Origin of the sequence: Nocardioides sp. CER19, from assembly GCF_029846275.1 — a bacterium.
GTDB lineage: Bacteria > Actinomycetota > Actinomycetes > Propionibacteriales > Nocardioidaceae > Nocardioides.
In genome coordinates this window covers 1,271,004-1,295,864 of the sequence record NZ_JARVWS010000002.1, presented here as the reverse complement: position 1 = coordinate 1,295,864, position 24,861 = coordinate 1,271,004, and the positions used below count along the sequence as shown (strand labels likewise).

Below are 24,861 nucleotides of genomic sequence, written 5' to 3'. Positions count from 1 at the left end.
CCACACGGGTCACGGCAGCGGCGGGATGAACCGGTCCGGGACGTCGACGAGCTGGTTGACGTGCAGCACCGCGTTGATCCCACCCACCGCCCAGGGCCTCGCGGTCTCGCTGTCGAGCACGTGCTGGGCGCCGTTCTGGTCGGTGATGCTCGGGCAGGACATGTCCACGACGTAGTCGCGGAAACCGCCGGGGTTCCCGCGCAGGCGCAGCAGCGCCCACTCGCCGCCACTGGCGCCGTAGCAGCTCGAGGAGCCGAGCGGCCTGGCGGAGTCGACCGCCGCGACGAGGTACTTGGCCGGGCCCATCGAGAGCTCTTGCTCGTAGAGCAGGTCGTAGTCCAGCCCGGTGCCGGTCGGCCCGTAGGCGCAGACCGTCATCGAGACCGGCACGAAGTCGGCGACCTTCGTCCCGCCCGCGACCGGCGGGTTGCCGAGCCGCGGTGAGCAGGCCCCGGTGACCTCATGGGCGGAGGAGAGGATCGCCTGGCGCAGCGCGTCGTCAGCGCTCGCCACCGACACCCGCACGTCGCCGACGGCGATCGTCTTGCGCACCCAGCCACCGCCGAGATCGACCGTGCCCACCGGGACGTCGCCGCCGAGCCAGACGTACGGCGCCTGCGGCCGCTCGTGGGCCCAGCTCCCGTCGCAGGCGTTCGAGAGCGCGATCGGGCGGCCGACGTACGGGAGGGTGCGCTGCTCGCGTCGGCTGCCGTCGGCCTGCACCACCTGGCCCGCGCCGCACAGGGCGGTCGCGCCGGTGCCCGGGTCGGTCGGCGCCGAGCCCCAGCCCCAGGTCGCGGGGACGTAGACCGCGACGCCGTGCCAGAACTCGAGGCGGTAGCCACCGGGTGCCGAGGGCGCGACCGCCGGCGGGGTCGGGCTGGGCCCGGCCGGCCCCTCGACGCCGCTCCGCTGCCCGAGCAGGACGGCGCCCAGGCCGGCGACCAGGACCACGGCGGCCGCGGCGGCACCGATCGCGAGAGCCGACCGCCGCCGCCGACCGGCTCCGGACCGCGCTTGCTCGACGACCCGCCGGACGACCGGCGGCGCCGTGTCCGCCTCGCCGCCGAGCTCGGCCAGCCCGTCGCGGAACACCTGCTCGAGGTCATGCATCCGACCGCTCCTCTCCCAGCTCGCGCCGCAGCGCCTGCAGCGCGCGGTGGACGTAGGACCGCGCCGTCGCCTCCGAGCAGCCGAGCAGGCTCGCGATCTCTCCGTAGTCGCGGTCCTCGTAGAACCGCAGCGCCACGGCCACCCGCTGCCGTCGCGGCAGCCCGGCGCAGACGCGACGGACGGCCTCGGCCGTCGTCACCCGGTCGGCCGGGTCGGCCTCGTCGGTGAGGATGACGAGCTCGACCGGCGACTCGTGCCGCCCGGACCGCCGCCACATCGAGATGTGGGCGTTGACGATCATCCGCCGCACGTAGGCGTCCGGGTCCTCGGTGCGCGAGATCCGGCCCCAGCGCGGCAGCGCCCGCTCGAGGGCGGCCTGGACCGCGTCCTCTGCCTCCGCCTGGCTGCCGGTCACGACGTAGGCGAAGCGCAGCAGGACCGGCACCCGGGCGCTGGCCCAGGCGTCGAACCCGTCCCCCGTCACCGTTGTCGCCTCGCCCACGGACACATCCACGCACGACAAACGCCCGGAGGCGAGCGTTCGTGGCAGCCGGAGCCCGACTTTCTCTCGCTCAGGCGTCCCCGAGGAACCGCTGCAGCGCGGCGATGAAGACGTCCGGCTTCTCGGAGTGGAGCCAGTGGCCGGCGCCCTTGATGGTCACCTTGCGGTAGTGCGGGAACCAGCGTCGCATCGCCTCGTCATAGGCGGGCTGGACATAGCTCGAGGTCTCCCCCGCCAGCCACAGCACCTTGCCGTCGTACGGCGACCGGCCGGTGAGCGCCGTCTCGGGCCACGCCGCCAGCGTCGAGCCGTCCCGGACGATCGCCTCGAGGTTGGCGGCCCACCGCCAGGCGTCACCGTCACGGCGCAGGTTCTGGAGCAGGAAGGAGCGGATGGTGGTGTTGGGCACGCGCTCCGCGAGGAGCCGGTCGGCGTCCTCGCGACGGTGCACCTGGGACAGGTCGAGGTCGAGGAGGATCTGCGCGTAGCCGAGAACACCGCCGGTGGCCTCCGCCTCGTCGCCGTAGTCGACCGGCGACATGTCGGCGACGACGAGACGCTCGACGAGCTCGGGGCGGGTGAGCGCGAGCACCATCGCGACCTTCCCGCCCATCGAGTGGCCCACGACGGTGGCCGGCCCGTCCGCCTCGAGGACGGCAGCGACCTGGGCGGCCATGTCGACATAGTCGACGTGCTCGGTCCACGAGGACCGGCCGTGGTTGGGCAGGTCCACGAGGGTGACCCGGTGCCGGTCGGCGAGCGCCTTCGCGACGGTCATCCAGTTGCGGCCCTGGCCGAAGAGGCCGTGCAGGAAGACGACGCGCGAGCCGTCCTCCCCGAGGTTCAGGAGGTGGAGGTCGCTCATGCTGTGGAGCCGTCCGATCCGGACCGCGACATCTGCTCGTGCTCCTGCAGCCAGCGCTCGACCCGCCGGTCGGGGATCAGCCACATCAGGGCGACCACCACGAAGGGGATCACCCCGATCCAGGGCTCGACGAAGGCGAGGGCGATGCCGACGAGGTAGAGCAACGGCGAGATCTTCCCCTTGACGTCGTTCCCGAACACCTCGTCGAGGTGCGAGCCGGTCGGCAGCCTGCGGATCGCCTGCACCATCAGGAAGTAGGCGAGGGCGGCGCCGATCAGGTTGACGCCGTAGACGACGGTCGGCGTACGGGCGAGCCGCGACTCGTCCATCCAGTTCGTCGTGAACGGGTAGAGGGAGAGCCAGAACAGCAGGTGCAGGTTGGCCCACAGCACCACGCCGTCCACGCGCTTGGTGACCTGGAACAGGTGGTGGTGGTTGTTCCAGTAGATGCCGACGTACACGAAGCTCAGCAGGTAGGTGAGCATGCTCAGCCCGCTGTCGTGCCAGAGGTCGTGCAGGGTGTTTCCTTCGGGCCGCTTCAGCTCCAGGACCATGATCGTGATGATGATCGCCATGACGCCGTCGCTGAACGCCTCGAGCCGACTGCTCTCCATGGCGGCATTATCCCGGGCGGACGGCACGGGCCCGCGCCGCGGTCCCGGTCAGAAGTCGAAACCGTCGAACATGTCCCCGATGCCGTCGCCGATGCCGCCGATCGCGTCGCCCACGCCGTCACCGATCGCGCCGATGCCCTCACCGACGCCCTCGGCCAGGCCGCCGAGGCCCCAGAGGATGTCGTCGGCGAACATGCCGACGAAGAGCCAGTCCAGCGGGCCGAACGCGCCGAAGTAGCCGCGGGCGTAGGGCTGGTACTGCCGGCCGCCCTGCCAGTAGGGCACCCGCTGCGGCCCGACCATGACCTGCCGGATGTCAGGAGCCGCACCGACGCGCAGGCGGTCGACGTCGAGGGCACAAGCGGGGACCTGCTTGACCGACCCGTCGGGGAACGTCCACGACACGTCCTCCTTCGAGATCCCGTGGCGAGGGTCGAAGAAGCAGGGCGCCCGCTTGACGGGCAGCGGATCGCCCGTGACCCGGGCGCGCACGCAGTCGATCGCGTAGCGACCGTCCTCGACGATGCTCGTCGCGTGGGAGACGTCCTCCGGCTTGGTCATCGCGTCGGCCGACTGCTTCGCCGACTCGTAGGCGTCGAGCGCGCGCTGGTAGTCGGCGCGGGCACCCTCGTCGAGGTCCACGCCCGCCAGCTCGCGGTCGAGGCCCTGCAGCTGCTCGCCGAGGGCGGTGACGTCCTCGTAGGCCAGCCTCTTGACCGGCTCGAGCTCGCGCTGGACGCGCTCCAGCTGGCGTGTCCTGCTCACCCGCGACGCGACGATGACGGCGATGGCCAGCACGGCCAGCAGCACGAGGAACCCCATGCCGCCAGCCTACGGCCGACCTCCCAGCGACGGGTCAGCCGGCGGGCGTCGGGCTCGGCGTGAACGTGTCGTCGCTCGAGCCGCTCGGGTCGGTGTCGTCGTCGACGGTGAGGGGCTGGGCGATGCTCTCCAGCGACCTGCCCTCCGCACGGACACCGAGGAACGCCTCGACGACGCCGCCGATGATCATCAGCACGGCACCGACGAAGTAGCCGACCGCGATGCCGGTGATGTCCTTGTCGGCGGTCGCCCGGTCGATGAGCCAGCCGAAGAACAGCGGTCCGCTGATGCCGCCCGCGGCGGTGCCGATCGCGTAGAAGAACGCGATGCACAGCGCCCGGGTCTCCATCGGGAAGACCTCGCTGGCGGTGAGGTACGCCGCGCTGGCGCCCGCGGAGGCGAAGAAGAAGACGATCGCCCCCATCAGCGTCAGCGTGGTGGCGGTGAAGTCGCCGAGGAAGAGGCCCGCGCCACCCAGGAGCACGCCCGAGAGGATGTAGGTGCCGGCGATCATCCGCACCCGGCCGACCCGGTCGAAGAGCGGGCTGAGCACCAGCGCGCCGACGAAGTTGCTCGCCGCGAAGACGGCGAGGTACCAACCGGTCTGCTTGACGCCGAGGAACGTCGTCAGGGTGTCGCCGTAGGTGAAGAAGAAGGCGTTGTAGAGGAACGCCTGCCCGACGAAGAGCGCGAAGCACAGGATCGTCCGCCGGGGATACATCGTGATGACGGTGCGGGCGATCAGGCCGAAGCCGATCGTCTTGCGCTGGCGGACCGTGATCGTCTCGTCGGGCGTCGACAGCCGCTCGCCGGTCTCGTCCTCCACGGTCCGCTCGATCCCGCGGACGACGTCCTCGGCCTCGTCCTCGCGGCCGTGGATGAACAGCCAGCGCGGGCTCTCCGGCACGTTGCGACGTACGACGAGGATGCCGACGGCGAGCACCGCGCCGAGCGCGAAGGCCAGCCGCCAGCCCCAGGCCGGGTCGACGATGCTGGGGTCGAGGAGCGGGATGGTCAGCAGCGAGCCGACCACGGCACCGACCCAGAAGGACCCGTTGATCGCCACGTCGACGCGACCGCGGAACGGCGCCGGGATCAGCTCGTCGATCGCCGAGTTGATGGCGGCGTACTCGCCTCCGATGCCGGTGCCGGTGAGGAAGCGGGCGGTGAAGTACCACCAGGGAGTCGGCGAGAAGGCGGTCAGCACCGTCGCGACCGTGTAGATGAGCAGCGTCACCATGAACAGCCGCTTCCGGCCGAACCGGTCGGTGAGGTGGCCGAAGACCAACGCACCCAGGCACGCGCCCGCGACGTACGCCGCCCCGGCGAAGCCGACGTCGAAGCTGCTCATCCCGAGGCCGGTGTCGTGCGGCTTGAGGGCGTCCGACATCGAGCCGACGATGGTGACCTCGAGGCCGTCGAGGATCCAGACGGTGCCCAGCCCGATCACCACGAGCCAGTGCCAACGAGCCCACGGCAGACGGTCCAAGCGGGCGGGGATGTCGGTGGTGATCCGACCTGTCTCGACGGCCATGGCCCCCGGTAACCAGAAGTGGCCCGATTTTGCCATCGGGGCCACGTCGGGAGCTCTGCCGCCGTCAGCTGTAGTCGTGGAAGCCCTTCTTCGTCTTGCGGCCGAGCTCCCCGGCCGCCACCTTGGCGACGAGGGTGGCCGCCGGCGCGAAGCCCGGCTCGCCGAACTCGCGGAACAGCTCCTCCTGGATCGCGAGGGACACGTCGTTGCCGACCACGTCGAGCAGCTCGAAGGGCCCCATCGGGAATCCCGCGGCCTCCTTGATGTCCGCGTCGATCGCTGTCAGGTCGGCACCGGACGCCGCGAGCCTGACCGCGTCGTTGAGGTAGGGGAAGAGAAGGGCGTTGACGATGAAGCCGGCCCGGTCCCCGCACGAGACGGCGACCTTGCCGACCTTCGCGGTGAGCGCCCGGACCGTCTCGTCGACGGCCGGCGCGGTCAGCTCGGTCGTGACGACCTCGACGAGCTTCATGACCGGGGCGGGGTTGAAGAAGTGCATCCCGATGACGTCGGCCGACCGGCTCGTCGCCTTGGCCAGCTCGGTGACGGGGAGGCTGCTCGTGGTCGTCGCGAGGATGGCCCCGGGCTTCAGGATCTCGTCGAGATCGCGGAAGAGGTCGCGCTTCACCGCGATGTCCTCGGCGATCGCCTCGACCACGAGGTCCACGTCGGCGAGGTCGGCCCGCGAGGTGGTGACGCTGAGCCGGCCGAGCACCTCCGCCTTGGTCGCCTCGTCCGACTTCCCGCGCTCGATGGCGCGGTCGAGGTTCTTGGTGACGTAGGCGGTCACCCGCGCCAGCTTGTCCTCGCCGCGCCCGACCACGACGACGTCGTAGCCGCACTGGGCGAAGACCTGTGCGATCCCGCTGGCCATCGTCCCGGTTCCGACGACGCCGAGCCGCGCGATCTCGTGCTGCAGCCGCGGAGCCTCGGCGCTGCCGACGCCGCCGGCGGTGAACGAGCCACCCTCGTCGGCGATCCTGTCCAGCAGGTCGGCGGGCTGGTGCAGGTGGTCGCCGGTCTCGGCGAAGCGCGCAGCGAGCGCGTCGCGGACCACGGCCGGGCCGACCTCGTCGAGGACGGTCAGCGGTCCCTTCGGATAGCCGCACCCGAAGCGCATGGCGTTGTCGATGTCGACGGCCGTGGCGTAGCCGGACTCGAACATCCGGACCGCGTGGTTGAGGTACGGGAAGACGAGGGTCTCGAACGTCTGCGTCATGCGAGGCAGTGTGACAGCCGTTCCTACCCGTCGGTAACCCTGAAGTGACCGAGGTCACCAGCAATCGACGGGGGCCGGGGCCGGCTGAGTCTTTCGGACAGGAGTTCCGCTCCTGTTCACCCGCGCCGTGCTCACCCGCGCGCGCCTGCTGCCGAAGCGACGGGCATGACGGAAGCCGTCCTCACTCGCTACGACACCGTCGCCCTGCGCGGCCGTCTCCTTCGCGAGCTCAGCATTCCGGTGCCCGTGCTCCTCCCGGACACTCCGCTACGGGAGGTCGAGCTCCGCTTCCGTGACGACCCGGCGCTCCGGGCGGTGGCGGTCAGGACGCCGGACGGCCCCGCGCTGCTCACCCGCGTCCGGCTCGAGGCGCTCCTCAGCGGGCGGCTCGGCTACGGGCGGGCACTGCTCGCCCGCGCACCCCTCGGCGCCGTCGTGGAGTACGACGGCTTCCACCTCGACGGCGTCCAGCCACTGCGCGAGGCCGCGGCGGCCATCCTGGCGCACGGCTCGCGCGAGGACGACGTCCTGGTGCTCTCCCCCGACGGGGCCGCCGCGGCGGCGCCGGTGGCCACGATCTTCCGCGAGGTCGGGATGATGTTCCGCGAGATCGCGCTGCGCGACCCGCTCACCGGCCTGGCCAACCGTCGCATGCTCGACGAGCACGGCGGCGGCCTGCTCAGCGCTGGCGTCGACCCGGACCGGCTCGCCGTGCTCTACGTCGACCTCGACGGCTTCAAGCAGGTCAACGACGCGCTCGGGCACAAGGCGGGCGACGCCCTGCTGCTCGCCTTCGCACAGCGGCTCGTGCGCACCGTGCGCCCGGTCGACCTGGTGGGCAGGCTCGGCGGCGACGAGTTCGCGGTCCTGCTGAGCGACGTCGACGAGACCGAGGCGACCGACGTCGCCGACCGGATCGTGGCGACCGCGCGGCGCCCGTTCACGGTGCATGACCAGCAGGTGTACGTCTCGGCGAGCGTCGGGATCGCGACGGGTCGCGACGTGGCCGGCGCCGTCCCTGTCGGCGCGGCGGTCAGCGCGCTCGACGCCCTCCTGCACCATGCCGACGGCGCGATGCTCCACGCCAAGCGCGCCGGCAAGGCGCGCACCAGCCGGCTGCACGTCCGGGAGGAGGCCGGCGCCTTCGAGCGGCGGGCCCTCATCCGCGGCCGTCTGCACGAGGCGCTCGCGCACGGCGGCCTGGCGCTGCACTACCAGCCGAAGCTGAGCCTGCACAGCGGCCGGGTCGAGTCGGTCGAGGCGCTGCTGCGGTGGACCGACGAGCTGCTCGGTCGGGTCTCCCCCGTCGAGGTGATCGCCGTCGCCGAGCACACCGGGCAGATCTCCGAGCTCGGTGAGTGGGTGCTGCGGAACGCCTGCGCGCAGGCTCGGCTCTGGCACGACGAAGGCCGGGACTGGGCGGTGGCGATCAACGTCTCGCCGGTGCAGCTGGCCGCCCCTGGGCTGGCGAAGAGCGTCCTGGCCGCGGTCGAGGAGGCAGGTATCCCGCCGCGGCTGCTGCAGGTCGAGGTGACGGAGAGCACCGCCGTGAGCGACATGAGCCTGGCCGGCCAGCAGCTCGCGGAGCTCCAGGCGGGCGGCGTACTGGTCCACCTCGACGACTTCGGCACCGGGTACTCCTCGCTGGCCATGCTGCGCCGGCTCCCGGTCAGCACGCTCAAGATCGACCAGAGCATCGTCGGTCGGATCGACTCCGACGAGGCCGACGCCCAGCTGCTGTCGGGCGTGATCAACGCGGCGCACACGCTGGGGCTCACGGTGGTCGCCGAGGGCGTCGAGCGGCCGGCCCAGATCCACCGGCTCCGAGAGCTCGGCTGCGACGTCGCCCAGGGCTACCTCATCAGCAGGCCGCAGCCGGCACCCGATCTCATCGCCATGATCGACGGCCTGCCCCGCCCCACCGAGGTCCCCGCCCTGGAGAGCTGACGCCAGTCCGGCACCGGTGCTCCGGCGCCGACGGGACGGACGGTAGATTCCCCCGGCGTGAGACTCGTCGTGGCGACCTGCCAGGTGGACTACGCCGGGCGGCTGACCGCCCACCTGCCGATGGCGACCCGGGTGCTGATGATCAAGGCCGACGGCTCGGTGCTGGTGCACTCCGACGGCGGCTCCTACAAGCCGCTCAACTGGATGTCGCCGCCGTGCACCCTGCGTGAGGGCACCGCCGAGGACGGCCGCGTCGAGTGGACCGTCAGCTCCAAGGGTGACGACACGCTCCGCATCACGATCGAGGAGATCCACCACGACTCCTCCCACGAGCTCGGCGTCGACCCGGGCCTTCAGAAGAACGGCGTCGAGAAGCACCTCCAAGAGCTGCTCGCCGACAACCCCGAGACCCTCGCTCCCGGCCTGCGCCTCGTGCGCCGCGAGTTCCCGACCGCCATCGGCCCGGTCGACCTCATGTGCCGCGACGCTGCTGGCGGGTCGGTCGCGGTCGAGATCAAGCGACGCGGGGAGATCGACGGCGTCGAGCAGCTCACCCGCTACCTCGAGCTGCTCAACCGCGACCCGCTGCTGGCGCCCGTGCGCGGCATCTTCGCCGCCCAGGAGATCAAGCCGCAGGCCCGCGTGCTCGCCGCCGACCGCGGCATCACCTGCGCCGTCGTCGACTACGACGCCCTGCGCGGGATCGACGACTCCGAGCACCGGTTGTTCTGACGTGGCCGACGACCTCCGCGTCATCTTCCACGTCGCGACCGCCGCTGACTGGGCCGCCGCTCGGGCCGCGGGCGGCTACACGACCTCCACGATCGGGGTGACGCTCGAGCAGGAGGGCTTCATCCACGCCGCCCGCGGCGACCAGTGGGAGGACGTACGACGGCGCTACTACGCCGAGGTCACCGAGCCGCTCGTCCTCCTGGTGATCGACGTCGCCCGACTGGGCGCCCCGGTCCGCCAGGACCCGGTCGGCGACGACTCCTACCCGCACGTCTACGGCCCCATCGACCCGGACGCGGTCGTCGCCGCGGTCCCGCTCGCACCGCTCGCACCGCTCGCCTGAGCGCTACGCGACGAGGTGACCTCGGTGCGCGACACCGAGCGCCGAGGACCGCGAGCGTCAGCGGCGCTCGGTGTCGCCCAGGACCCGGGCGGGCCGTGCCTCACGCGACCGAGCCATGCGCGACGCTGGTCCCATGGCGCTCGCTGTCTGCCTGCTCTTCGACCGGCGTGCCGACCGGCTCGTGCGCGACCTGTGGGGTCGGGTGGAGACGCTCGGCGTGATGACGCTGGCCAGCCACACCCACGGCCGGCACCACCCGCACCTGTCCCTCGCCGTCCTGCGCAGCTGGGACCTCGACCAGGTGGGCGCAGCGCTGGCGGCGCTGCCGGTGGAAGACCCGATCACCGTCTCGTGCCACGGCAGCCTGGTGTTTCCCCGCGGTCGCGTCGCGCTCGCCCCCTCGGTCGACGCCGACCTCGTGCGGCGCCAGGAGCGCGTCGTCGCTGCGGTCGAGGCCACCGGGGCCGACCTGCACCGCAACTACGTGCCCGGGCGCTGGGTGCCGCACATCTCGGTGGCGACGCGGGCCTCGTCGGCGACGCTGGCCGCGGTCACGACCACGGTGGCGGACGCGGTCCCGATCGTCGTACGCCTCGAGCGGGCAGCGCTGATCGACAGCGGCACGGGCCAGACCTGGCCGCTGCCGCACCTGATCTAGACGGCTCAGACGGCTCAGACGGCTCGGACGGCTCAGACGGCATGGAGCCGCTGGCGGGCGTCGAGAGCCAGGAGCTGGTCGAGGCGGGCGCGGGTGTCGTCGTCGAGCGGGGTGTAGACCATCATCCGGTTGACGCCCTCGGTGCCGACCGCGAAGCGGCTGACGTGGAGGTGGAGGTCGCCCACCGGGCTCCGGAAGTCCTTGGCGGGCAGCGCCCTGTCCATGACGTCGTGCCGGCGCCACAGGGAGTCGAACTCGTCGGACGCCTCCCGGAGCCGGCGCACGGTGCCCGCCCAGATCGGGTCGTCGAGGTGCTGGGGCATGGCCGCCCGCATCGTCCCGACCATGTGCGCCGCCGCCTGCGCGCGCCCGCGGAGGCACAGGGTGCGCCAGTAGGGATGGGTGAAGAACAGCCAGGCCTGGTTGCGCTCCCCCGGGTCGACGGCGTCGAGGTCGCCGACCATCCGGTTGTAGGCGCGGTTGTAGGCGACGATGTCGTAGCGCGGCGAGATCACCACCGCCGGCAGCGGGTCGAGCCGGTCGAGGATCTCGCGCCCGGCGGCGGTGACGGCGTCGCACTCGTTGGCCGGCGGGACGATCGTCACGCCGGCGAGCTGGAAGAGGTACCAGCGCTCGTTCTGGTCCATCCGCAGCGTCCGGGCGATCGCCTCGAGGACCTGCACCGAGGCGTTGATCTCGCGGCCCTGCTCGAGCCACGTGTACCAGGTGACGCCGACCCCGGCGAGGAGCGCGACCTCCTCGCGCCGCAGCCCGGGCGTACGCCGCCGGCCGCCGCGCGGGAGTCCGACGTCGTCGGGCGTGAGTCGTTCCCTGCGCGTCCGGAGGAAGTCGGCCAGCTCGGTGCGACGAGCCACGCTGCTGGAGCTCATGGACCCATCCTCGGCCGAAACGGAGACGGTATCCAGTCATTATCGGTACCAGGATCAGCAGGCTCTCACCACCAGGATCACCGCACGCCGACGATGAGGGACATGAGCGCTGACACCATCGTTCCCGGCATTCCCGGCGCGCCCGGCGCGTCCGGTGGACCGGCTTCCACGGCCGCCGACCAGCTGAGCGGGCCGCGCCGCATGCATCCCTTCGGTCTCGCCGCGGCCCTGGCCGCGGTGACGGTCCCCATCATGTCCTTCTTCACCGTCAACGTCGCCCTGGGCTCCATCGGCAGCGACCTCGGGGCGTCGCCGGCGGTCCTGCAGCTGGTCGTCGCCGCCTACGGCGTCGTCTACGCGAGCCTCGTCGCGATGAGCGGCCGTCTGGGGGACGGGCTGGGCCGCAAGCGGCTGCTGATCCTGGGGCTGCTCGTCTTCGCGCTGACCAGCCTGCTGTGCTCCTTCGCGCAGAGTCCCACCGAGCTGGTCGGCGCCCGGTTCGTCCAGGGCATCTCCGCGGCGCTGGTCGCACCCCAGGTGCTCGCGACCCTGCACGCCGCCAACGAGGGTCCGCACCGGATGCGGGCGATCGCCTGGTTCGGAGCCACCGGCGGCATCGCCACCTCGCTCGCGTTCCTCCTCGGCGGGGCGCTGTCCGGCTCCGACCTCGGCTGGCGGGCGGTGTTCTGGATCAACGTGCCGATCACGGCACTGGTCCTGGTCGGCGTGCTGCGCTTCGTCCCCGAGACGAAGGCTCCCACACGCTCCGCCCTCGACGTCCCCGGCGTGGTCCTCCTCGGCACCGCGCTGACCCTGCTCGTCCTGCCGCTGACCGAGGGACGCGCCACCGGCTGGCCCGCGTGGACCTGGATCTGCCTCGCCCTCGTCGTCCCGGTCTTCGTCGCGCTGATGCTCTGGCAGGTCCGCCTGGAGCGCCGCGGCGGCGTACCGCTCGTCCCGTTGTCCCTCTTCCGCTTCCGGAGCGTCGCCGTCGGGCTGCTCGCGAGCCTGCCCTTCTACGTCGCGTTCGGCGGCTTCATGTTCGTCTACGGGTACGCCGCCCAGGTCGAGGGCGACTCGCCCCTGCGCATCGGCGTCAGCCTGCTGCCGATGTCCGTCGGCTTCATCCTCGCCTCGCTCGTCGCCGGTCGGCTGGTCCCCCGCTACGGAGCGTCCGTCCTCACGGCCGGGTCGCTCCTCGCCGCCGCGGCCTTCGTCGTCCTGGCCCGGGTCGGCGTCGACGACGCGACTCCGGTGGTCGGCGTGCTCGGCCTGGGCCTCGGCCTGGTGTGGTCGCCGCTGATGGGCATCGTCCTCAGCCAGGTCCCGGGGCACATCGCGGGTCTCGGCAGCGGCCTCCTGGTCACGACGATGCAGGCCGGGCTGGGCCTGGGCTCGGCCGTCGTCGGGGCGATCTACCTCTCGCGTGCCGACGGCTTCGCGACGACCGCCTACCTCCTCGGCGGGGCGCTCGTCGTCATCGCCGTGCTCACCCGGCTGCTCGAGCCCCGCCGGGCGCGCTGAGGCCGTCTCCGGCGGCACGCCCCCACAACCCGTCGAGCGCGACGCGCCCCGCGTCGGTGACCCTGAGCGCGCGGGTGTCGTCGCCCCGGCGGGCGAACCACCCGAGGTCCAGCAGCCGCGCCGTCGTCGCCGCGGCCAGGGCGCCGGCGAGGTGTGGGCGACGCTCGGTCCAGTCCAGGCACGGCCGGGCGAACGAGCGGCGCCGGCTGCGAGCGGCGGCCACGTCGACCCCGAGGTCGGCGAACCACTCCTCCCCCGGCGGCGTCACGGCGTATCCCGGGCTCGCAGCGACCACCAGGCCGCCGTCGAGGAGGAGGTCGTGGAGCGCGACGCCGCACGCGCCGGCGAGGTGGTCGTAGCAGGTGCGGGCCAGCCACAGCGACCGAGCGCGCGAGGAGTCCTTCAGCGAGGTCACGCGCTTCGGCGGGGCGATGTGGGAGAGCGCCTCCAGCGCGTGACCGACAGCAGGCCCGGAGAGTCGGTGGTAGCGGTGGCGGCCCTGGACGGTCACCTCGACCAGCCCGCCGGCAACCAGCCGGGCCAGGTGCTCGCTCGTCGCCGAGCGGCCGATGCCGGCGGCGCGTCCGAGCTCGCCAGCGGTCAGCGCCCGCCCGCTCATCAGGGCGTCGAGCATCGCCGCCCGACTCGGCTCACCGATGACCGCGGCGACGGCGGCGAGGTCGACATCGGCCGTGGCGTGACTGCTCATGGAGCCCACGCTAGAACGCGCACGGTTCGGTCAGGACCGGAGGATGCGACTGCGACGCTGACGCCATGAGCCACGAGAGCACCAACCCGGGCGTCGCCGTCGAGCAGGCGGCGACGTACTGCCTCGACCTCGCCACCACCTGGCTGCGCTGGGACGGGAGGCCGGTCACGAGCGAGGACGGCGACCGGATCTACACGCCCCACAAGGTCGTCCGCCGGATCGCCGACCACCTCGTCGACCACCTCGCCGAGGTGGAGGCGCTGCTCGCCGGTGTCGAGACGCAACCGGACGAGTGGGGCGCGAGCGCCGTGACGTTCGAGCAGGACGGTGCCCGGTTCACGGAGGCCGACCTGCAGGAGGCGGGCCAGCGCATCTCGCGGCTCGCCCGCACCTTCGCCCTGCGGCTCGGTGCGCTCGACCCGGAGGCCTGGGACACCCCACGGCAGCCGAACTGGACCCTCCGCGAGATCGCGGACCACCTGACCGGCATCAGGTGGTACGCCGACCAGCTCGGTCGGCTGTGAGTCAGTCGAGCTCGTTGGCCTTCCGGATCACGTCGACGAAGCCGCCCATGATCTCGGTCAGCCCGAAGTCCTTGGGCGTGTAGACGGCCGCCACCCCCAGCTCGCGCAGCCGGCGGGCGTCGGAGTCGGGGATGATGCCGCCGACGATGACCGGGACGTCGTCGAGCCCGGCGGCGCGCAGTCCGTCGAGCACGTCCGGCACCAGCTCCATGTGGGAGCCGGACAGGATCGAGAGGCCGACCAGGTGGACGTCCTCGGCCACCGCGGCCGACACGATCTGGTCCGGCGTCAGCCGGATGCCCTGGTAGATCACCTCGAACCCGGCATCCCGGGCGCGTACGGCGATCTGCTCGGCGCCGTTGGAGTGGCCATCGAGCCCTGGCTTGCCGATGAGCACCCGGAGGCGGCCGCCCAGCTCGTCGCCGGTGGCCTTGACCCGGTCACGCACAGCCGAGAGCTCGGAGCCGGCCTCGGCCACGCCGACCGCGCCCGAGACGCCGGTGGGGGCTCTGAACTCGCCGAACACGTCGCGGAGCGTCTGCGCCCACTCGCCCGTCGTGGCGCCGGCACGCGCGGCGACCAGCGTGGGGACCATGAGGTTGTCGGTCGTCTTCGCCGCAGCGGCGAGCGCGGCCAGCGCCTCGGCGACCTCGGCCTCGTCGCGCTGGGCCTTCCACGCCTCGACGGAGGCCAGCGCCGCCTCCTCGGCCTTCGGGTCCGCGGCCATGATCGCGGCGTCCAGGTCGGCCGTGAGCGGCGACGGCTCGGTGGTGTCGAACTTGTTCACGCCGACGACGATCTCCTCGCCGGACTCGATCCGGGACCGGCGTACGGCGTGCGAGCTGACCAGCTCCTGCTTCATGTAGCCGGACTCGACCGCGGCGATCGCGCCGCCCATGGCCTGGACCCGGTCGATCTCGGCCTTGGCGCCCTCGACGAGCTCGGCGACCTTCGCCTCGATGACGGGTGAGCCGTCGAAGATGTCGTCGTACTCGAGGAGGTCGGACTCGAACGCGAGCACCTGCTGCAGGCGCAGCGACCACTGCTGGTCCCACGGTCGCGGAAGCCCGAGCGCCTCGTTCCAGGCGGGCAGCTGGACGGCGCGGGCGCGGGCCTTCTTCGACAGCGTCACCGCGAGCATCTCGAGGACGATGCGCTGCACGTTGTTCTCGGGCTGCGCCTCGGTGAGGCCGAGCGAGTTGACCTGGACCCCGTAGCGGAAGCGGCGCATCTTCTCGTCGGTGACGCCGTAGCGCTCACGGGTGATCTCGTCCCAGAGCTCGACGAAGGCGCGCATCTTGCACATCTCCTCGACGAACCGCACGCCCGCGTTGACGAAGAACGAGATGCGGCCGACGACCTTGCCGAAGTCCTCCTCGTCGACCTGCCCCGAGGCCTTCACCTGGTCGAGCACCGAGATCGCCGTGCACATCGCGTAGGCGATCTCCTGCACCGGCGTCGCACCGGCCTCCTGCAGGTGGTAGCTGCAGATGTTGATCGGGTTCCACTTGGGGATCTGGTGGACCGTGTAGGCGATCATGTCGCTGATCAGGCGCAGCGAGTGCTCCGGCGGGAAGACGTAGGTCCCGCGCGAGAGGTACTCCTTGATGATGTCGTTCTGGGTGGTGCCGGCCAGCTGGGCGGCGACCTCCTCGGGCGACAGGTCTGGGTTCTGCTCCTCGGCCACGACCTGGTACATCGCGAGCAGCCACATGGCCGTCGCGTTGATCGTCATCGAGGTGTTCATCTCGGTGAGCGGGATCGAGTCGAAGAGCTTGCGCATCTCGCCCAGGTGCGGAACGGGGACGCCGACCTTGCCGACCTCGCCCTTTGCGAGCGGGCTGTCCGGGTCGTAGCCGGTCTGCGTCGGCAGGTCGAAGGCCACGGAGAGGCCGGTCTGCCCCTTGGCCAGGTTGGTCCGGTAGAGCTCGTTGGACGCCGCGGCGGTCGAGTGCCCGGCGTAGGTTCGCATGACCCAGGGGCGATCTTTGGGAGCACGTGCCTTCTCAGCCATGTTCCGAGCGTAGGGCTGAAGTTACGCGTTGGTAACCGTCGTCGTTGTGGAAGATGTCACTCCCCCCGCAGGTCTCAGGCGCTCGCGCGCTCGACCTCCACCAGCCGGGCGAGACGGCTCAGGTGGAGCATCCGCAGCACCGCCGGGCAGCAGCCGCGCAGGGTGAGGTGTCGCCCCTCCTGGGCGGTGCGCCGGCTGGCCGCCGCGAGCACCTTGAGCGCGATGACGTCCACCGACGTCACGCCGAAGAGGTCGACCACGACGTCGTCGTGGTCCTCCAGCACGGCGTAGAGCGCGTTGCGGACCTGGAAGGTGCTGCGCACGTCGAAGTCGCCGCCCAGCACCAGCACCGGACCGTCCGTGGAGATGTCCATCGCCCCGCTCCCCTCGCGTCTGGCCTGGTCAGCGGTCCGGTAGCGGTCGCGCCACCATCCGGCCGTACGTTCTCTTGTATCCGTTCTGACGCGATGGGATGCGGTTCGGTTGCATGCGGACCAGGGGTCGGGACCGGTCGGCGGCTGCGGCGCTCTCCCTCCCACCGCTTACCCTCGTGTCCATGGTCAACCTGACCCGGATCTACACCCGCACCGGAGACGCCGGCACGACGCGGCTCGGCGACATGAGCGAGACGTCCAAGACCGACCTGCGCCTCGCGGCGTACGCCGACGTCGACGAGGCGAACGCGCACATCGGCGTCGCGCTCGCGGCCGCATCGATCTCACCCGACGTCGCCACCGTGCTGACCCGCATCCAGAACGACCTCTTCGACGTCGGCGCTGACTTCGCGACGCCGGTCGTGCCGGACCCCGAGTTCCCGCCGCTGCGCGTGGAGCAGTCCTACGTCGACCGGCTCGAGGGCTGGTGCGACGACTACAACGAGTCGCTGACCACGCTGCGCTCGTTCATCCTCTCCGGCGGCACGCTCGCCTCCGCGCACCTGCACGTCGCGCGGACCGTCGCCCGGCGGGCGGAGCGGTCCGCCTGGGCGGCGTACGAGGTGCACGGCGAGACGATGAACAAGCTCGCCATCACCTACCTCAACCGCCTGTCGGACCTCCTGTTCATCCTCGCGCGCTACGAGAACCGCGAGCGCGGCGACGTGCTCTGGGTGCCCGGGGGCGAGCGGGACTCGTGACCCGCCGGCTGTTGGCTCTCGCGACCGCACTGGTCGCGGTGCTGACGACCGCCTGCGGGGGGAGTGCGGAGACCGGCGCCTGGCACCGGCCCGAGAGCGCCGGGCAGACCCGGACCGCGACCGTGTCGCGCTCCGCCACGCCGCGCGCGACGAGGCTGATCGCGCCGCGCGAGGCCCGCTCGGTCGGCGAGCTCGCCGTGCGGCTGACGGCCGCCGAGCGGTCGAGCCGCGACCCGGCCACGCCGCGCGCCACCGCCGCCCAGGCCGGCTTCGAGGCACAGGCGCTCTACCGGCAGCTGGCCCGACGACCCGCCTGGCTGCCCGCCGTCGTCAGGACCGTCCCGCCGCGGCTGCGCCCGACCGTGCGCCTGCACGTGCAGGCGCGCCGCGCGTTCCGCGCCATGCACGTGACCTTGACGCGGACGCTGCCCTCCTGGCGCGTGGTCGCGCCGGCGCCCGAGCCCGCCCTGCTGGCCTACTACCGCGAGGGCGAGCGCCGCTTCGGCGTGCCGTGGGAGGTCCTCGCGGCCGTGAACCTCGTGGAGACGAGCATGGGCCGCATCCGCGGCACCTCGGTCGCAGGCGCGCAGGGTCCGATGCAGTTCATGCCGGCGACCTGGGCGATCTACGGCAAGGGCGACATCCAGGATCCCCACGACGCGATCCTCGGCGCGGCCCGCTACCTCGCCCACAACGGCGGCGGCCGCGGCCACGTCGACCGCGCGCTCTACGCCTACAACCACTCCAGCAAGTACGTCACCGGCGTCAAGGCGTACGCCGCCGTGCTCCGTGCCGACCCGGCGGCGCTGCGCGGCCTCCACGACTGGCAGGTGCTCTACCTGTCGCGGCGGGGCGACGTGTGGCTGCCGGAGGGCTACGCACGCCGCAGCCCGATCCGCGCCGCTGCCTACGTGCGACGCTACCCCGACCGGCTGCTCAGTCGGTCGACGCGCTGACCGGTCGAGGCCGCGCCGCGAAGACCGTGAGCGAGGCCGGGACCATCAGCACCGCGACGACGACGAGCGCGCGCAGGGTGCCCACCGCGTCACCGAGGAGACCGAGGAGCGGCGGACCCGCGAGGAACGCCGCATAGCCGATCGTGGCCACCGCCGACACCCGTGCCGCGGCGCGGACGGGGTCGTCGGCGGCGGCGCTCATGCCGACGGGGAACCCGAGCGAGGCCCCGATGCCCCAGACGACCACGCCGACGAACATGACCGGCAGCGAGCCACCGAAGACCGTGACGAGGACACCGACCGCGGCCGCCACCGAGCACGCCCACAGCACCGGCGCCCGGCCGAACCGGTCGAGCAGGAGAGGGCCGGCCAGCCGGCCGGCCGTCATGGACACGACGAAGACGGAGAAGCCGGCGATCCCGACCCAGTGCGGCTGGTGGTAGCCGTCGATGACGGCCAGGGAGAGCCAGTCGTTGGCGGTGCCCTCGACGGTGGCGTAGCAGAGCACCATCAGCCCGATCACCAGCGTCCGTGGCTCGCGCCAGACCGAAGCGCGCGGCCTCTCCTCGACGTGGCGCTCCTCCACGGGGAGGAAGGTGCCGGCCGTCCGGATCGCGAGGACGACGGCGACCACGCCGATCAGCAGGTAGTGGAGCACCACGGGCACGCCGAGGGCGGCCATGAGGACGCCGACACCGCTGCCGGCGATCGACCCCACGCTCCACGCGGCGTGGAAGCGCGGCATGATCGTCCGTCCCAGGCGTCGCTCGACCTCGGCGCCCTCGACGTTCATCGCGACGTCCCAGATCGAGGTGCCGATGCCGTAGACGAACAGCCCGACCACCGCCAGCCACGCCTGCTGCACGACCGTGGCGCCGACGCCGGTGAGCATCAGCCCGGAGCCCACGGCCAGCGAGCCGCCGCGGACCGTCGCGGCGGGCTTGAACCGCTCGATGATGCGGCCGCTCAGCGGCAGGGAGAGGACCGAGCCGATTGAGCCCGAGATGAGCAGCAGGCCGAGCGCCGAGTTGCTCAGGTCCAGGTCGGAGCGGACGTCCGGGTAGCGCGACACCAGCGTCGCGAACAGCAGGCCGTTCAGCGCGAACGACAACGCCACCGAGGTGCGGGTGGTCAGCAGGCTCGGCGGCGTCGCGGTCGTCGTGGTCACGCTCCCATTCGATCCTGCCCTGCTGCTCCGCGTCGAATCGGAATCAGAAGGCGTACCGAACGCGGAGGTCCTCGACCCAGGCGACGAACGCGTCCAGCCCCCAGCCGCGGGCGCGCACGAGCGCCCGGTCGGCCTCGACACCGGCCGTGGCAGCGTCGCCGGCGGCCGCGGAGGCGAACGCGAGGTAGACCTCCACCGGGCCGAGGGCCATCGACGCACCGAGGCTCACCACCATGCCGGCGTACGTCTGCAGGCGCTCGTGGCAGACCGCCGCGAGCTCGGGCTGACCGAGGTAGAGGCTGAGCTCGGCGGCGTGCGCGACGGTGTGCATCTCCACCTCGCCGTCGGGCGGGATCGTGAGGCGTCGGGTGGCCCAGTAGTTGCGCGCCTCGTCCTCGAGCCCGGCGCGCCAGAGGTAGACGGCGACGGTCGGCACGAAGTCGTCGAGGCCCTCGTCGAGCTTCCTCAGGACCGGCACCACCTCGGCCGGGCGCCCCTGCCAGAGCCGGAGGGTCAGCAGGCACGCGGCGATCGACTCGTCCACGTCCGTGTGCGTCATCGCCCGGGACAGCACCTGGAGCTCCTCGAGCCGGCGCTCGCACTCGTCGAACTCTCCGCGCATCGCGAGCCAGGGCACCTCGAGCCCGTGCAGCATCGCCTCGGCGAAGCCGATCCGCAGCCGGCGCGCCTCCGCGCGGGCCAGCTCGGCGGCCTCGGCCATCCGGGCGGGCTCCCCGAGCTCACCGAGGACGACGGCCCGCAGCGTGGCCGCGACGAGGTACTCCCGCTCCTGACCGGCCTCGCGCGCCAGGTCGAGCGCCTCGGTCACCCGTTCGAGCCGCTCCGCGGCCGTCCAGACGGCCCAGAGCGCGACGAACCCGACCAGGCAGGCGTCGATGACCAGCGCCGGCTCGCCGATGCGCCGGGCCATGTCGGTGGCCTCGTCGATCAGTGCCGCTCGCTCGGGGAACGGGGCGACCCAGAACAGCTCGTTGGCCAGGGCCAGCATCGTGCGGCACCGCAGCTCGCCGTCGCCCTCCGGCAGCCGCTCGAGCGAGCCGCGGAGCGCGGCGACGACCTTGTCGTTCACCTCGCCGGGCGCCGCCGAGCGCCAGAGCGACGACTGGGTGGCGGAGGTGGCCGCCCGGGCGACCGCCTCCGGGTCGCGCATCTGCTTGGCGACGTCGATCGCCTCCTCGGCGCACTCGACGAGCGACGGCAGCAGGGCCGCCCAGCGGTAGGCCTCGACGAGGTCCATGAGGACGTCGTAGCGGTCGCGCAGCGTGGCGCCGGGGTCGTCGGCCATCGCGGTCAGCGCGGCACGCAGCAGGTCGGCGGCCTCGTCGTAGGCGTGCAGGCGGCGGGCCGCTCGCGCGGCGGCGACGGCGGCCGGCCAGGCCCGGTCGGCTGCGCCCGGGCCGGCGGCGAGCCAGTGTCGGGCGACCTCCGTCTCGCGCTCGGGCTGGCCGTCGAGCGCGCGCGCCACCGCTGCGTGCGCACGGGCGAGCCGGCTCGCGGCGACGTTGCTGCGGAGCGTGTCACGGACGAGTGCGTGGCCGAACGCGAACCGGTCGATGCCGTCCTCACGCACCAGGCCGGCGACGAGCGCCGGCTCGACGACGTCCAGCACCGCGTCCTCGTCGTGCCCGGTCGCCGTGGCCAGCGTCGGCACGTCGAACCGGCGGCCGATGAGCGCGGCGAACCGGAGCGCCGAGACGGTGTCGCGCGGCAGTCGCTCGATGCGCCGGCTGAGCACCTCGGCGACGGCCGTCGGCGGGCGCTCCGGGAGCGTGTCCGCGCGGCGCGACGCGGCGAGGCGGGCGTACTCCACGAGGAAGAACGGGTTGCCCTCGGTCCGTCCCCGCAGCTCGGCGGCGTTGTCCTCGCCGATCGCGCGCTCCGACACGGCGGTGAAGAGCTCGCCGACCGCCGCTGCCCCGAGGCCGGTCAGCTCGAACCGCAGCGCGTGCTGCCGGGCCAGCGCCTCGGCCACGTCGGCGAGCAGGCCCTCGGGAGCCGGATGCGAGCGCCAGGTGGCGACGACGAGCAGTGGCGTGGCCACCGGCGCGGTGTCGACGAGCAGCCGCAGGACGCGCAGCGTCGACGGGTCGGCCCAGTGCAGGTCGTCGACCACGAGCACCACGGGGCCCTGGTCGGCAGCGGCGAGCACGTCGGCGCAGATCCGCTCCCAGGCCCGGAACGCCGCGCCGATGTCCTCGCCGTCGGGCTCGGGCAGCTCGGCGCCGAGGCCGTCGAGCACTGCCCGCCACGGCCACAGCGGGGGCGCGCCGTCGTCCTGCGAGCAGCGTCCCCGGAGCACCCGAGCGCCCTCTGCCCTCGCCCGAGCGGCCAGCTCCGCCGCCAGGCGCGACTTGCCGATCCCCGGCTCCCCCGTGAGCACCGCGTACGAGGCCCGGCCGCTCCTCGACCGTTCGAGGAGGTCCACCAGCGCACTCAGCTCGGCGTCCCGGCCGCACAGCGGCCACGGCGCGACGGCCGTCGGCTCGACGGACCCGGCGGCGGACCCGGCCGACTCTTCGACGGACCCGGTCCGCGGCTCCGGAACGGCGACCTCCGCGGCCGCCTGGCCGGGCGACGGCGCCACCCACTCCAGGGTCGGGTCCTGCCGCAGGACGGCCGTCTGCAGCCGGCGCAGGTCGGCCGAGGGCTCCAGGCCGAGCTCCTCGTCGAGCAGCTCCCTGACCTGGCGCAGCGCGTCGAGCGCCTCGGCCTGCCGGCCGGAGCGGGTGAGCGCCAGCGCCCGGAGCGCCCACAGCCGCTCGCGGAGCGGGTGGGCAGCGGTGAGCGCCTCGAGCTCCGCGGCGACCGTCGCGTGCTGGCCGAGCGCGAGCCGCGCGACGGCGCGGTCCTCGAGCGCCACCAGGCGCAGCTCCTCCAGCCGGGCGCGCTCGGCCACGGCGGCGGCCGCATCGCCGAGGTCGGCGTACGGCTCGCCACGCCAGAGGGAGAGCGCCCCGTCGAGCCGCGTCACGGCCGCCGTCAGCTCCGCGGCGGTGAGCGCCGGCGGTCCGGTCAGGTCGAGGCCCTGCAGGGCGGCGTGCACCTCCACCACGGTCGACTCGAACCTCGTCACGTCCAGCCCGCCCGGAGCGACCCGCAGCGCGTAGCCCGGGGCCACCGTCACCAGCACCGTCGCCGGTGCGCGGCGCTCGCGGTGGGGCTCGAGCACGCGCCGCAGCTGGGAGACGTAGGCCTGGAGCGTCGCACTGACCCCTCCCGGCGGTGTCTCGCCCCAGAGCAGGTCGACGATGCCGTCGACCGAGACCGCCCGACCGCGCGAGAGCGCGAGCGCCGCGATCAGCGCACGCTGCTTCGGCGTGCCCAGGTCGACCGGCGCCCCGTCGAGGGACACCTCGACCTGGCCGAGCACCGACGCCGAGACGACCTGCGTCGCGGCGGCGGCTCCGGCGGTCGTGGTCTGCACGGAAGAACTCTAAGGACGACGCTCTGCGACCGCGGACGGATTGCCTGCAGGTCCCCCATCCGGAGGACCCGGGCCGGGCTCCAAGTCAGGTCCCAAGTCGGGTCCCAAGTCGTTCCCCAGTCGTTCACCAGCGCCCCGCGGCACCGTCTGACGCACCGAGATCGGAAGAGCCGACCCACCACCGAGGGAGATCCCCTGATGTCCAGCACCACCACCCCCGTCGCGGACCCGTTCACGACGGCCGCGCTCCGCGGCCTGTTCGGGGGCCGCGCCGCCGACCGCGTCCACCTGCCCGGCGACCCCGGGTACGACGGCGCGCGTGTCGCCTGGAACTTCGCCGTCGACCAGCGCCCGGCCGGGGTCGTCTCCGTCGTGACGCCCGAGGAGGTCACCGAGGTCGTCCGCACCGCCGCGCTCGCCGGCCTCCGCGTGGCCCCGCAGTCGACCGGCCACAACGCCGGCCCGCTGGCCGAGCGCGGCCTCGACGACGTCGTCATCCTCCGCACCGGGCACCTCGACGCGGTGACCTACGACGAGGCCCGTCAGGTCGTCCGGGTCGAGGGCGGCTGCGTGTGGGAGCCGGTCGTGGACGCCACGGCCAAGTACGGCCGGGCGGTCCTGCACGGCTCCTCCCCCGACGTCGGCGTCGCCGGCTACAGCCTGGGCGGCGGCATGGGCTGGTACGCCCGCAAGCTGGGACTGGCCACCAACAGCCTCACGGCCGTCGAGATCGTCATCGGCGACGGGACCCTCGTGCGGGCCGACGCCGACACGAACCCGCAGCTGTTCTGGGCGGTGCGCGGCGGCGGTGGCAGCTTCGGCGTCGTGACCGCGATGGAGTTCCGGACCTTCGACATCGAGACGGCGTACGCCGGCATGCTGATGTGGGACCTGGCCGACATCGAGCCGGTGCTGCGCGAGTGGGTGTCCTGGGCGCCGACCGCGCCGGAGGAGATCACCACGTCCTTCCGCGCCATGCGGTTCCCGCCCATCCCCGAGATCCCGGAGTTCCTCCAGGGCCGCTCGGTCGCCGTGATCGACGGCGCCGTGCTCGGCAGCGACGAGCGCGGCGGCGAGCTGCTCGCCGCGTTGCGCGCGCTGCGCCCGCAGCTGGACACGTTCGGCCGGGTCCCGGCGCCGGCGGTCAGCCGCATCCACATGGACCCCGAGGGCGGCGCTCCGGCCGTGTCGCGGACGGCGACGCTGCGCACCATGCCGGACGCGGCCGTCGACGCGTTCCTCGGCGCGGTCGGCCCCGACGCGGACACGCACCTGCTGCTCGCCGAGCTCCGCCAGCTCGGCGGGGCGCTCGGCCGGCCCGCGGAGGGCGCCGGCGTCCTGTCGCACCTCGAGGGCGACTTCGTCGCCTTCGGCCTCGGGATGGCGCCGACGCCGGAGCTCGCCGCGCTCGGCCACGCCGAGTCGGCCGCGTTCGTCGAGGCGCTCGAGCCGTTCGCGACCGGGCGGCCCTACCTCAACTTCGCCGAGACCGCCGGGGACACCCGGAAGGCCTACGGCGAGGACAGGTGGCTGCAGCTCAAGGGCATCCGGTCGGCCGTCGACCCCTACGGCGTCTTCGCGGCCAACCACCCGGTCCCGCGGCTCTACGAGGGTGGCCGCCCCACCGCCTGAGCCGCGACGCGCTGGTCCCGCTGGTCCTCCACTCCCGCCCCCGTGGGCGGTGCAGGGTCAGCGGGACCAGTCGGTTCCGGGCGGTCGCGACTCCAGCCAGGCCTGGAAGCCGGTCAGCGAGGCCGGGGCCATGGCGAAGTCGATCAGCCGGCCGTCGTATTGGCACGTGACGATGACGTGGCCGGGATAGAGGGCCATCGACTCCGCGCCCTCGGCCACGCGGCTGGAGTCGTAGGACATCCTGATCCGCTGCCAGCTCCGCTTGGGTCGCGGCGAGAGCGAGAAGACGCGGAACCACTCCAGGGTCTCACCGGAGTAGCGCCCGACCCCGAGAAGCCAACCGCGCCCGGGCCGACCGGCCCGGACGCGGTGACTCAGCTCGAAGGTGCCGCCGTGCCGACCGATGACGCGGCGACGGACCAGGAGCGCGAGGAAGTAGCAGACGACGAGGACGAGCAGCACGCCGACGGCGTCAAGCCCCCACTCCCACGTCGGCATCCCTCCTCTTCCTCGGC

General features: G+C 72.9%; 22 protein-coding genes and 1 pseudogene. 9 read left to right on the top strand and 14 right to left on the bottom strand.

All coding sequences use genetic code 11. The features are described from left to right. Window positions 1-9: 9 nt before the first annotated feature. The 7 genes from QDS12_RS14695 to QDS12_RS14665 form a co-directional block, all read right to left on the bottom strand. Window positions 10-1,113 (bottom strand): hypothetical protein, encoded by a 1,104-nt coding sequence (locus QDS12_RS14695; RefSeq protein ID WP_279880051.1) that lies wholly within the window; start codon window positions 1,111-1,113, stop codon window positions 10-12. Continuing rightward, window positions 1,106-1,615, bottom strand: coding sequence for a SigE family RNA polymerase sigma factor (locus QDS12_RS14690; RefSeq protein WP_279880049.1), 510 nt, complete (start codon window positions 1,613-1,615; stop codon window positions 1,106-1,108). The genes QDS12_RS14695 and QDS12_RS14690 overlap by 8 nt, the downstream gene beginning before the upstream one ends. A 70-nt stretch (window positions 1,616-1,685) precedes the next feature. Next, complete coding sequence (locus QDS12_RS14685; RefSeq protein WP_279880046.1) at window positions 1,686-2,480, bottom strand: alpha/beta fold hydrolase; 795 nt, start codon at window positions 2,478-2,480, stop codon at window positions 1,686-1,688. After that, window positions 2,477-3,094, bottom strand: coding sequence for a TMEM175 family protein (locus tag QDS12_RS14680; RefSeq protein ID WP_279880044.1), 618 nt, complete (start codon window positions 3,092-3,094; stop codon window positions 2,477-2,479). Before QDS12_RS14680 ends, QDS12_RS14685 begins: the two co-directional genes overlap by 4 nt. Window positions 3,095-3,142: 48 nt before the next feature. After that, window positions 3,143-3,916, bottom strand: a complete 774-nt coding sequence (locus QDS12_RS14675; RefSeq protein ID WP_279880042.1) for a hypothetical protein — start codon at window positions 3,914-3,916, stop codon at window positions 3,143-3,145. A 34-nt stretch (window positions 3,917-3,950) separates the two neighbouring features. Next, window positions 3,951-5,450, bottom strand: coding sequence for an MFS transporter (locus QDS12_RS14670; RefSeq protein ID WP_279880040.1), 1,500 nt, complete (start codon window positions 5,448-5,450; stop codon window positions 3,951-3,953). Window positions 5,451-5,514: 64 nt separating this feature from the next. Then, window positions 5,515-6,669: a 3-hydroxyacyl-CoA dehydrogenase NAD-binding domain-containing protein gene (locus QDS12_RS14665; protein ID WP_279880038.1), complete on the bottom strand. Its 1,155-nt coding sequence runs from the start codon at window positions 6,667-6,669 to the stop codon at window positions 5,515-5,517. A gap of 165 nt (window positions 6,670-6,834) precedes the next feature. Here QDS12_RS14665 and QDS12_RS14660 point away from each other — a divergent pair, with 165 nt between their 5' ends. The 4 genes from QDS12_RS14660 (at window position 6,835) to QDS12_RS14645 (ending at window position 10,349) form a co-directional block, all read left to right on the top strand. Beyond that, window positions 6,835-8,616: an EAL domain-containing protein gene (locus QDS12_RS14660; protein WP_279880036.1), complete on the top strand. Its 1,782-nt coding sequence runs from the start codon at window positions 6,835-6,837 to the stop codon at window positions 8,614-8,616. Window positions 8,617-8,673: 57 nt separating this feature from the next. Further along, entirely contained in the window at window positions 8,674-9,348 is a 675-nt protein-coding gene (nucS, locus tag QDS12_RS14655; protein ID WP_279880034.1) for an endonuclease NucS, read from the top strand. Between the two features lies 1 nt (window position 9,349). Continuing rightward, window positions 9,350-9,691 carry a DUF952 domain-containing protein gene (locus QDS12_RS14650; protein ID WP_279880031.1) on the top strand — a complete coding sequence of 114 codons (342 nt, stop codon included), beginning with the start codon at window positions 9,350-9,352 and terminating at the stop codon, window positions 9,689-9,691. Between the two features lie 133 nt (window positions 9,692-9,824). Next, entirely contained in the window at window positions 9,825-10,349 is a 525-nt protein-coding gene (locus tag QDS12_RS14645) for a 2'-5' RNA ligase family protein (protein ID WP_279880029.1), read from the top strand. Between the two features lie 32 nt (window positions 10,350-10,381). Here QDS12_RS14645 and QDS12_RS14640 read toward each other — a convergent pair whose 3' ends face one another. Beyond that, a complete protein-coding gene (locus QDS12_RS14640) occupies window positions 10,382-11,239 on the bottom strand; it encodes a helix-turn-helix transcriptional regulator (RefSeq protein ID WP_279880027.1) in 858 nt (285 codons plus the stop codon). 102 nt (window positions 11,240-11,341) lie between these two features. Here QDS12_RS14640 and QDS12_RS14635 point away from each other — a divergent pair, with 102 nt between their 5' ends. Then, window positions 11,342-12,763 (top strand): MFS transporter, encoded by a 1,422-nt coding sequence (locus QDS12_RS14635; RefSeq protein ID WP_279880025.1) that lies wholly within the window; start codon window positions 11,342-11,344, stop codon window positions 12,761-12,763. On the opposite strand, the gene QDS12_RS14630 is transcribed toward QDS12_RS14635, so the two are convergent. After that, complete coding sequence (locus QDS12_RS14630; protein WP_279880022.1) at window positions 12,729-13,472, bottom strand: helix-turn-helix transcriptional regulator; 744 nt, start codon at window positions 13,470-13,472, stop codon at window positions 12,729-12,731. The genes QDS12_RS14635 and QDS12_RS14630 overlap by 35 nt on opposite strands. 65 nt (window positions 13,473-13,537) lie before the next feature. On the opposite strand from QDS12_RS14630, the gene QDS12_RS14625 reads away from it, so the two are divergent. Then, window positions 13,538-13,996: a hypothetical protein gene (locus QDS12_RS14625; RefSeq protein WP_279880020.1), complete on the top strand. Its 459-nt coding sequence runs from the start codon at window positions 13,538-13,540 to the stop codon at window positions 13,994-13,996. Window position 13,997: 1 nt separating this feature from the next. Here the strand turns inward: QDS12_RS14625 and QDS12_RS14620 are convergent. Together QDS12_RS14620 and QDS12_RS14615 are read right to left on the bottom strand one after the other, a co-directional pair. Then, a pseudogene (locus QDS12_RS14620) lies at window positions 13,998-16,013 on the bottom strand (protein meaA); the annotation flags it as partial. Between the two features lie 71 nt (window positions 16,014-16,084). Then, window positions 16,085-16,384, bottom strand: coding sequence for an STAS domain-containing protein (locus QDS12_RS14615; protein ID WP_279880018.1), 300 nt, complete (start codon window positions 16,382-16,384; stop codon window positions 16,085-16,087). A gap of 182 nt (window positions 16,385-16,566) precedes the next feature. On the opposite strand from QDS12_RS14615, the gene QDS12_RS14610 reads away from it, so the two are divergent. Further along, window positions 16,567-17,145 carry a cob(I)yrinic acid a,c-diamide adenosyltransferase gene (locus QDS12_RS14610; protein WP_279880017.1) on the top strand — a complete coding sequence of 193 codons (579 nt, stop codon included), beginning with the start codon at window positions 16,567-16,569 and terminating at the stop codon, window positions 17,143-17,145. Continuing rightward, a complete protein-coding gene (locus tag QDS12_RS14605; RefSeq protein ID WP_279880016.1) occupies window positions 17,142-18,101 on the top strand; it encodes a transglycosylase SLT domain-containing protein in 960 nt (319 codons plus the stop codon). Before QDS12_RS14610 ends, QDS12_RS14605 begins: the two co-directional genes overlap by 4 nt. Here QDS12_RS14605 and QDS12_RS14600 read toward each other — a convergent pair. Further along, window positions 18,082-19,269, bottom strand: coding sequence for an MFS transporter (locus QDS12_RS14600; RefSeq protein WP_279880014.1), 1,188 nt, complete (start codon window positions 19,267-19,269; stop codon window positions 18,082-18,084). The genes QDS12_RS14605 and QDS12_RS14600 overlap by 20 nt on opposite strands. Window positions 19,270-19,312: 43 nt before the next feature. Continuing rightward, window positions 19,313-22,714 carry a BTAD domain-containing putative transcriptional regulator gene (locus QDS12_RS14595; protein WP_279880011.1) on the bottom strand — a complete coding sequence of 1,134 codons (3,402 nt, stop codon included), beginning with the start codon at window positions 22,712-22,714 and terminating at the stop codon, window positions 19,313-19,315. A 198-nt stretch (window positions 22,715-22,912) separates the two neighbouring features. Between QDS12_RS14595 and QDS12_RS14590 the strand changes: the two genes are divergently transcribed. Continuing rightward, window positions 22,913-24,346, top strand: coding sequence for an FAD-binding oxidoreductase (locus tag QDS12_RS14590; RefSeq protein WP_279880009.1), 1,434 nt, complete (start codon window positions 22,913-22,915; stop codon window positions 24,344-24,346). Between the two features lie 57 nt (window positions 24,347-24,403). On the opposite strand, the gene QDS12_RS14585 is transcribed toward QDS12_RS14590, so the two are convergent. Beyond that, entirely contained in the window at window positions 24,404-24,844 is a 441-nt protein-coding gene (locus tag QDS12_RS14585; RefSeq protein ID WP_279880008.1) for a DUF2550 domain-containing protein, read from the bottom strand. Window positions 24,845-24,861 lie beyond the last annotated feature (17 nt).